General features: G+C 67.4%; 4 protein-coding genes and 2 pseudogenes. 3 read left to right on the top strand and 3 right to left on the bottom strand.

All coding sequences use genetic code 11. From position 1 onward, the window contains the following. Positions 1-342: 342 nt before the first annotated feature. A complete protein-coding gene (locus tag KWI83_RS33250) occupies positions 343-4,611 on the bottom strand; it encodes a discoidin domain-containing protein (protein WP_218518109.1) in 4,269 nt (1,422 codons plus the stop codon). 83 nt (positions 4,612-4,694) lie between these two features. Then, positions 4,695-4,952 carry a hypothetical protein gene (locus KWI83_RS33255; RefSeq protein WP_218518110.1) on the bottom strand — a complete coding sequence of 86 codons (258 nt, stop codon included), beginning with the start codon at positions 4,950-4,952 and terminating at the stop codon, positions 4,695-4,697. A 1,339-nt stretch (positions 4,953-6,291) separates the two neighbouring features. Here KWI83_RS33255 and KWI83_RS39350 point away from each other — a divergent pair. Then, positions 6,292-7,422: a glycosyl hydrolase family 28 protein gene (locus KWI83_RS39350; protein ID WP_308122327.1), complete on the top strand. Its 1,131-nt coding sequence runs from the start codon at positions 6,292-6,294 to the stop codon at positions 7,420-7,422. 178 nt (positions 7,423-7,600) lie between these two features. After that, entirely contained in the window at positions 7,601-8,317 is a 717-nt protein-coding gene (locus tag KWI83_RS33265; protein ID WP_218518111.1) for a site-specific integrase, read from the top strand. Between the two features lie 305 nt (positions 8,318-8,622). Here KWI83_RS33265 and KWI83_RS33270 read toward each other — a convergent pair. Continuing rightward, positions 8,623-8,835, bottom strand: a pseudogene (locus KWI83_RS33270) (transposase); the annotation flags it as partial. A 96-nt stretch (positions 8,836-8,931) separates the two neighbouring features. On the opposite strand from KWI83_RS33270, the pseudogene KWI83_RS33275 reads away from it, so the two are divergent. Then, positions 8,932-9,192 (top strand): annotated as a pseudogene (locus KWI83_RS33275) (IS1380 family transposase); the annotation flags it as partial.

The following is a 9,192-nucleotide window of genomic DNA, read 5'->3' on the forward strand; positions in this document are numbered from 1 at the left end:
AGCCGCATCCGCGCCACGAGTACGCGTACAACCGCTGGTAATTCTGGCGCATTCCCCTGACGGGGCTTATGAAGGTCGAAAGGGCTGTGACCTGCTAGAACGGGTTGCAGAGGCGATCGGAGGCAGTCAGAGGGAAACGCTCTGGTTCGACCCCGGTTCGACCTGGGCCGCTCGGAGACAGTCAGAGGCGAATCCACCCCGGGCTCCCGCAGCGACGCCGACACCCTCCCACCAAACGCACCGCCGGCCTTCACCACCCGCAACCAGGTGATGAAGGCCGACGTCACGCACAGGGGCCGGACCATTTGCCGGCAGTCTCCGGTACCGGTCCGGCCCCTTCGTTCACCCGGCGGCCACGAGTGCCGCCACGGCCGCGGCGATCGCGTCGGTCGCGGCGTCCACCTCGGCCTGCGTCGGGTTGGCACCGGTCTGGCGCAGGGCCAGCCCGGCCTTACGGGCCTCGGTCAGGTCGGCCCAGGACTCGGCGGTCCAGTCGGCCTCGGACAGCGCGGCGGTTTCCTCCAGGAGGAGATCCAGTCCGGTGACGTCCACCGGGACGCGGAGGAACTGGAGCTCGGCCAGGTTCGTGTAGCCGTTCGCCGAGTACAGCCGGAGCGCTTGGTAGCTGACGGGCGCCTCGAGCGGGTACTCGGTCCAGCCGCTGGAGGCGGGCGTCGAGAGTGTCAGGAACGTCTCCCAGGTCTTGCCTCCGTCGTTGGAGCCTTGGACCTTGAACCCGTTGGCCCGGTGCGCGTGTCCGGGGCGCGGTTGGACCTTGACGGTCTCGACGGTCAGGACGCGGCCGTCGTCCGGGAGGACCCGCACCCAGCCTTCGGCCGTCTTGGTGTCGGTGTACGTGGACGGGTCGCCGTCGAACAGGACCCAGCCGTTGGCGGCCGCATCGAGCGAGCCGTTCCAGGACGGGCTGCTGGCCTCCACCCAGGACGGGTCGACCGGCATGATCGTCGAGGGCGGGTCCTCCAGGAGGTCCCAAGCCTCGAGGAGCCGCTCGGCGAGCGCCTGCTCGTCCGCGCCGTCCTTCTCGGCGGCCGCCTTGATCGCCTCCACTTCCCGGGTGAACAGGATCCCCGAGGCCCGCGAGTGCAGGCCCAGGTCGACCGCTTCGGCCCGAGCGAGCAGCTTGGCCAGGTCGAGGTAGACCTCGCCGTAGATCCGCAGCTCGGCGACGCTGATGATGGTGCCGTTGCGGATCCGCAGGTACCGGTAGGAGCCGTCGTCGAGCGAGGAACGGTTCTGCCAGTCGTGGGTGGTCTCGGACGGCTTGGTCAGCCGCGTCCAATTGACCAGGTCGTTCGATCCGTCGAGCGTCTGGGTCCACATGCGGGACAGACCGTAGCCGTCCTGGCGCGGCCGCAGCTCTGCCCGGTCGAGCGAGACCGACACGCCGTCGCCGAAGTCCCAGATCAGGTAGTACTCGCCGTCGACGGCGCGCACGTCGCTGGCGGTGCCCAGGTCGTCGTCGGTCATCCTCAGTCCGTGGCGGGACTTGTTCGAGTCGGCGTCGCCGTTGAGGTCGACGACCTCGCCGAGGGCGCCCAGATCGAGGTAGTTGCGCTGGTCGCTCGCCCACAGCTTCGATCCGTCGGTCGTCCCGTAGAACGTGTCGGCGGCCTCGCCGTCGGCGGTGGTGTGGTCGATGCCGACGGTGACCGTCCGGCCGCCGGTGACGCCATCGAGTACCGTCGAGGCGGTCCAGGTCTTGCCGTCGTCGCTGACGGCCTTGGCGTTCTGCCCGGCGATGGTGACCGCGACGTCGCTGATCGGCTCCTCACTGGAGAAGGCCACGGTGACCTTGTCGCCGGTGGTGACGCGGCCGATGGTCGCGTCGTCGGAGGACAGCGAGGCCTCGGCGATGCCGTTGACCGCTTCGGAGCGTTCGCCGTGGATGTGGAGCTCGGCGATCGAGAAGATGTCGGGGTAGGCCGGGTCGGTCTTCTCGCCGCGGATGTCCACCTGGACCTTCAGGAACCGGAACTCCTCGCCGACCTGGTCGGCGACGACCGGGATGCGCTCCCAGTCGGACGTGTTCGAGGTCGCCCGCTCGGTCAGCAGCGTCCATTCGGCGCCGTCGAGCGAGCCGTACACGTTCGCGCCCTGGTACCGGTTGGGGAACAGGTTCCGCGCCTGCATGTCGAACTGCGATGCGGCGACCCGGTAGTCCGGCCCGAAGTCGAGCGTGAAGAACGTGCCGAGCATGTCGCCGCCGAACGTGGTGTGATCGTCGTCGGCGAGGTTGCGTACCCCGTTCTTGTCGATCACCGTCGGTGTGACGATGCCGGTGAAGTCCAGCGTCCCGTCCTCCAGGCGCGGGTTGAGCAGCCTGAGCCCGTCGATGGCGTCCAGCAGAGAGTCGAAGGCGGCGCGGAAATCCGCGTCGGTGCCTTCATCGTCGGCGACCTGCTTGACCGCAGCGAGCGCCTCCAGGTACGGCTCGTAGGTGACGGCGGTGTAGACGGCGTCCTCGTCGGTGCCGTCGGCGACCGCGTCCTCGATCATGCGGGGCCGGTTCTTGGACACCACGAGCTCGAAGGTGCGCGCCGTGATGGACTCGCCGTCGTCGGCGACGACCTGGACCGGGTGGCGTCCGCGGTCCCGGGGCGTCGGCGTCCAGGTGACGGTCCCGGTCTCGGCGTCGAGCGACGCTCCGTCCGGGAGGCCGGCGGCCGAGTAGACGACCGAACCGCCCGCGTCGACCGCGGACAGGTCGAACGACGCCTTCACGTCCGGCCACCAGTAGTACTGGTCCCGGGTCTGCTCGAACCGCGGGGCGGTGAGGTTGTCCTTGGCTGCGAACATGACGGTGTCGAAGTCGACGGTGACGCCCTCGGCGCCGGTCACGCGGTAGTAGTGCACATTGGACCCGGTCGCCGGGTAGGTGATGTACCGCCATTCGCCGTGGGTGTCGGGCAGTTCCACCGTTCCGAGGGTGCTGGGCCCGGTCTCGTCCGGGTTCAGGCCGGACGGCGCCTCCTTGGAGAGCACATCGAGCGTGGCTTGGCCGTCGGTCCGCACCAGCACGCCGATGTCGCGGCCCCAGGGGCGCATCATCCGGCTGACGGCGCTGGTCGTGCCGTCCGGGCTCGCGTGGGCGCGGGCGAAGGTGCGGCCGTCCTCGGTGACGATCTCGGTGCCGTCGTCCATCAGCAGGGCGTAGCGGCCGAACGAGAGTTCGGTCTCTTCGACGGGCGTCGGCTCCGTTCCCGCCAGTTCCTCGGGGAAGGCGACCCAGTACTCGACGCTCTTGTCGCCGGGGGCCCAGAAGTTCCTGATGCCGGTCCCGTAGCGGAAGAAGGGGCCGTCCATACGCCGGTGCAGCTCTGCCAGCCACGGAGCCTCGGCGTCGACGTCAACGCCTTCTCTGTACTTGTACTGGTAGTACAGCTCCGAGAGTGGGTTGAAGACCCGGCCGCGGTACGCCTGGGAGAGCGTGCCGCCGGCCTGTTGTTCGTCGACCCAGGGGATCCAGGCGCCCATCATGAAGCCGTAGAAGGCGTCCGCACCGTGCAGCAGGCGGTTGTCCAGGAAGGAGTAGGCGCTCACCGCGTCGTCGGCGGTCGAGACGGTGCCGTCGACGGGGTCGACCTTGGTGCCCTGGACGTCGAGGAAGCGGGCCAGGGCGGCGAAGTTGTCGATGTTGGTCTCGCCGTGGGCCTGGTCGCGGCCCATCTCGCGGACCTGCACGAAGTCCTTGCCGTAGGGGTTGAGCTTGTGGTCGGCCCCGATGAGCGGCATCTGCGTCGCCATCGCGCCGTTGTCGTAGCCGTCATAGGTGGAGTTCTTGGTGAACCACTCGACGCCCTGTGCGTAGCCGTTGACGTCGTCGGCGTAGATCGCCGTGGCGATACGCCCGTACAGGCCGAAGTTGTGCTGGTTCATCCACTTCTTGTTGGAGAAGTTGAAGACGTCGACGATTGGGTTCGCGAGGTTGTTCAGGAGCTTCTTGTCGTCGTCGGCGTCCCAGGTCACGTCATAGCCGTCGTGGGTACCAGCGGTGTCGTCGGGGACCGGTTCGGTGGCGCGGATGATCTCGGCGGCCATCAGGAACTGCGACAGCGGCTTGCCGGTGTGGATGTGCGCGTCGGGAAAGTAGGCGTAGCCGTCGGGGTCCATGTTCGACCAGGTGCGCAGGCCCATGATCGCGCCCTTGCGGTACACCTCGTCACCGGTGTTGATCCACAGCAGCGCCTGGGTGAGGACCCCGAAGGAGTCGCGGGTCAGGCGCCCGCGCAGACCCCCTTCGGTGAAGGTCGACGTGACGGGGACCTCCGGCTTGTCCCTGACCATGTTGTCGACGGTGTAGCCCTTCTGCGCCCATGGCCGGACCTGCGTCATGGCATCGAAGTAGGAAGCCCAGGGCTCCTGGCCGGAGCGGACCATCTCCTGGGCGTTGCGCAGGTTCTCGGCCGACAGGCCGACGCCGGGGTGGACGAATCCGGCGTCGCTGACCGTCTCGTGGATCTTGACCACATGGTCGGTGAGCAGGCTCTCGTAACCGTCGGCTCGGGCGGGCGCCGCAGCCGCCCCGGCGAGTCCCACCGTCAGTGCCAGTGCCGCGCCTATCGCGGTGATGCGCGATCTAGCGCGTTCCATGACTTGTTTCATTGCAGAGACCTTTCTGGGGCCGTGACGCGCCGGGCGCGGCACGGCATCCGGGTTGTCGGGTATCGCGTCCGTCAGCCGGTGGCCTTGCGCCGTGTCCGGCGTCGGGGCCGTCGGCCGGCGGAGGTCCGTGAGGGTCCGTGGGCGGTATCGGTGAGCGGGGTGATGTCCGCCTGCGGGGCGTCACTCACGTCCAGGCGGGCACGAGGGTGGGTACAGGAGCGGTAGTAGTAGTGGGAGCCGGCAGTGACCCTCCTGGCGAAGGCGTTGCCGTAGGTGCGCAGCGTGATCCCGGCGGTGTCCCGGCCGCGAGTGTGCTTCAGCGGCAGCATGATCAGTGGCGTAGCAGTGGCGTCCGGACAGGCTCTAAGGGACCCGCCGGTACCGGCGGGCGCACCGGCCCCGCGTGATACGCGATGACCGCCACTGCGGCCGCGCTCTCCTGCTCGCCGTTCATCAGTCCAGGCGTTCGGACCTTCCATAGAAACCGGTCTCTATGGAAGGTAAAGCCGACTGCGCGGCGGGACAATATGTCGGACACGAGAATCTGCTGAAACACTCAACGCTCAAGGAAAAAAGATGAAATTTCGGACCATCGAGGAGCGACGGACAGTGACCCTCTGGAGGGAACCGGTTTCTGCAAAGCCGTGAAACAGTGTCAGACGCTGTCCTGCAGGGCGGTGCTGAGGACGGCGCGTTCCACGGCCAGGGCCTGTTGAGATGCTTCGCGGTTCGCCTGGTGGACTCTGTTGTCCGCCCAGATGCGCTTGTTGCATCTCCTGGATGTGCCGGGTGTGCAGGTGGCGCATTTTCAGGCGGCCCAGGGAGGATGTCAGGACGCGCTCGATGCGGTCCTCACAGCCCTGGCGGGTGGACCGCTTGTGGGCGACATTCCTGGACGGAAGGCCGGCTGTGCACCGCGGCTCCGAGCCCGCGGGTATGCCGCGCGGGCGGAGTCGGTGACCTCCTTCCGCACGCAGCGGCCGGCGTCGCCGCAGAGGCAGCTCTTCGGGCCTCCGAGGCTGTGGCCGCTCGTCGCTGAGGCCGCCGCTGTAGAAACCGGTTGTGTCGAAAACGAGCCGAACCCTTGACGCTGTCTTCGCTCATCCCGCAGATTTCGGCGTGACGGATCAGCCCATCGCCCACCTACCCCCTCCGCGAAAGCAGGTGTTCTCCCCGCACGCCCCGGCACTCCGCAGAGGTGGCCGCACCCTCGGGCTTTTCCATCTTCGGCCGCAGGCGGCCACCCCCGCACACGTACCGTCAAGGAGTCCCCATGAGCTCGTCCCTCTCCCGGCGAACTGCCCTCCAGGCCGCTGGCGTCCTTGCTGTCAGCGGCATGGCCGCTGGCGTCGGGGGCACCGCCCAGGCTGCCACTGGAGAAACCGGTTCCCCGAGCGATACTGTTGTCATCCACCCGACTCTCCCCGAGGTGCCGGCCAACAACTCCTTCACCGTCAAGTTCGGCCGGTCGGCGGCAGTTGGCAGAGAGTCGGCGTCTACCTGGCCAAGCTGGCGCTGATCGACGCCGTCACCGGCCAGAACCCGGTCCAGAAGTCCTCCTGGGCCGCCTTCGACTTCTCCGGCACCGTCGAGGTCGAGGTCACCTACAACCCGGGCGGTGCCGAGAAGTTCCGTATCCGCCCGGACTCGTACGACATCACCCCCGAGGTGCGCGGCGACACGGCGCGCTTCACCCTGGACCGGCCCCGCAACGTCGTCGTCCAGGTCGACGACAAGACCTTCGACTGCCTGCACCTGTTCGCGAACCCGATCGAGCAGGACGTGCCCGCCGAGGGCGACAAGCACGTCATGTACTTCGGGCCCGGCCTGCATACTCCCCCCAACGGGGAGCTGCACGTGCCCAGCAACACCACCGTTTACCTGGCCCCCGGTGCGGTCCTCGTCTCGGTCGTGAGATTCGAGGGGGTGGAGAACTCCCGGCTGATCGGCCGCGGCGTGATCTACAACTCCAAGTCGGGCGCGATGTTCATGGGCAAGTGCCAGAACGTCACGATCGACGGCGTCATGATCCTCAACCCCCGCTACCACAACATCAGGATCGCCGAGTGCCAGAACCTCACCATCAAGAACCTGCGCGCCTTCAGCCGCGAGGGCTGGGGGGACGGCATCCAGCTCTACTGCTCGGAGAACGTCACGATCGACGGCTGCTTCCTGCGCACCTCTGACGACTGCATCGCCCTCTACACCCACCGCTGGGACTTCTACGGCGACACCCGCAACATCACCGTCAAAAACACCTCTCTCTGGGCCGATGTGGCCCACACGATCAACATGGGGGTCCACGGCAACCCCGACCCCGACAACCACGAGATGCTGGAGAACCTGAACTTCGAGAACATCGACATCCTCGACCACCGCGAGCCGCAGGTGAACGCCCAGGGCTGCATGGCCATCAATGCCGCCGACGGCAACCTCGTCCGGGACGTCAGGTTCGACAACATCCGCGTGGAGGACTTCCGCTGGGGCCAGCTCTTCCACATGCGGGTCATCAACAACCCGAGGTGGAACAAGGCGGCCGGCCGCGGCATCGAGAACGTCTACGTCAAGGACGTCAGCTACAACGGCAAGAACGCCGACGTGTCGATCGTCGCTGGGACCGACGCGGAGCACACCGTCAAGGACGTCACCTTCGAGAACCTCCGCGTCAACGGCAGGGTGATCCGCGACAGTGGGGACAAGCCGCGCTGGTACCTGGCCTCGGACGGCGTGCCCATGTTCGTCAACGAGCACGTGCAGAACCTCCGCTTCCTCACCACCGAGGAGGCCGCGATCCTGTAATCCGCCGGCGGTCGGCCCCGGAGTCCTCCTGCGAGGACACCTGGGCCGCGCATGCGTCCCTCTATAGAACTGGGCCAAGAGCGTCGTCCTGCCGAAGTACGTCCGCCCCAAGCCGCTGGTGTGGACCGACGAGCGGGTAGCCGGCTGGCAAGCCACAGGCAAGAAGCCGGGCAAGGTCATGGTCTGGACCTCCGAACAGACCGGAGCGTTCCTCGACGCCGTCGCCGAACATCGGCTCTACCCGATCTTCCACCTGATGGTCTTCCGCGCCCTGTGCCGCGGCGAGGTCGCCGGCCTGCCCTGGAGCGAGACCAACCTGACCATCGGCACCGTCCACATCAGCGAGCAACTCGTCGCGGCCTCCTACGAGGTCTGGGAAGACACACCCAAGAGCGACAGCGGGGAGCGCACCGTCTCCCTGGACTCCCAGACCCACGAACTGCTCCGCCTGTGGCAGCAACGCCAGCACACGGAACGCGAGGAGTGGAACCGCGCATACGAAGAATGGCGGCAACGCCAACAGCAACCCAACCGGGCCGACGAGCCGAACAGCAAGACCGAGAAGAACGAACCCTGGCAAGACACCGGACTCGTCTTCACCTGGGAGAACGGCCGCGCATACCACCCCGAGTACTTGTCTCAGGCCTTCGAACGGCTGATCAAGAAGCTGGGCCTGCCGCCGGTCCGGCTCCACGACCTCCGCCACTGCGCGGCGACCCTCTCCCTGGCCGTCGGCATCCACATGAAGAAGATCCAAGCCCTCCTCGGCCACGCCAGCTTCTCCCTGACGGCCGACACCTACACATCAGTACTGCCGCAGTTCGAGAAGGCCGAGGCGGACGCTCCCCTCGCCCTCGTACCACGCGGCCGGAAGCCCAGACGAGGCCGCGCCTGACCCTGACGTCCCCGGCGGTGATCCTGAGGTGTCCGACGTCTCCGGTGACGAGCCCGAGGAGCTCGATGTTCCCGGTGAGACGGCTGCCTGACGGCGTGTTCCCAGAGAGCTCCTCATGCTCACGCAGGTTCTGACCTGGTGTTTCTCTGTGCCCGTCTACCGCTACCACGCGGCATTCACCGACTCCACCCTCCCGCTGGCCGAAGCCGAGCGTGATCACCGCCGGCACGCCGTGGTGGACCCCCGGCAGGGGGAGTGTCTAATCAACGGCCCTGTCTCACATTCGGTGGTGACGGAGCGTGCCGCTATCCGAGGAGGATGCGGTGGCGAAGAAGGGTGAAGCCTGCTCGTCCGTGCATCTGGCGCGCGATCCGCTTGGTCTTGGTGTTGACGCCCTCCGTGGGGCCGTTGCTGTACGGAAGCGTGAGCGCGGCGATCACGGCGTCGCGGTCCCGCTCCAGGCCCCGGGTGAAGGCGTGTAGATGAGGCAGATCGACTGCGCGGACCTGGACGATCCAGCGCTAGCCTCGCCGTTTCGCTTGGGTTCGGCGGGTGTTGAGGCGGAAATACGAAAGTGCCTTCCTGACCTGGGAGATGAACCTTGCTGAGGGGTTCTGTCGGTCCAGGCGGAGGGCACTTTCTACGTGCAGGCTATCGGGTTGCGTCCCAAGGTTCAGGTCAGTGCCGATGGTTCGGGGGTGGTCGGGCATGCCGGGGCACGGTTGCTGGCGGATCTCGCTGATGCCACCGGGCTGACCGCCGCGTACTCCGCCGCGCTCAGGCCGCTGCGGCCGCGCGGGACCGGACATGACCCGGGCCGGATCGCCACCGACCTGGCGGTGATGCTCGCCGACGGCGGCGAGGCCATCGCAGAC

The sequence above is a fragment of the Streptomyces sp. TRM70350 genome (genome assembly GCF_019219825.1).
GTDB lineage: Bacteria > Actinomycetota > Actinomycetes > Streptomycetales > Streptomycetaceae > Streptomyces.

Coding starts and splice junctions, on each gene's coding strand:
- KWI83_RS33250 (WP_218518109.1), bottom strand. CDS start 4,611: ATGGAACGCGCTAGATCGCGCATCACCGCGATAGGCGCGGCACTGGCA.
- KWI83_RS33255 (WP_218518110.1), bottom strand. CDS start 4,952: ATGCTGCCGCTGAAGCACACTCGCGGCCGGGACACCGCCGGGATCACG.
- KWI83_RS33265 (WP_218518111.1), top strand. CDS start 7,601: ATGGTCTGGACCTCCGAACAGACCGGAGCGTTCCTCGACGCCGTCGCC.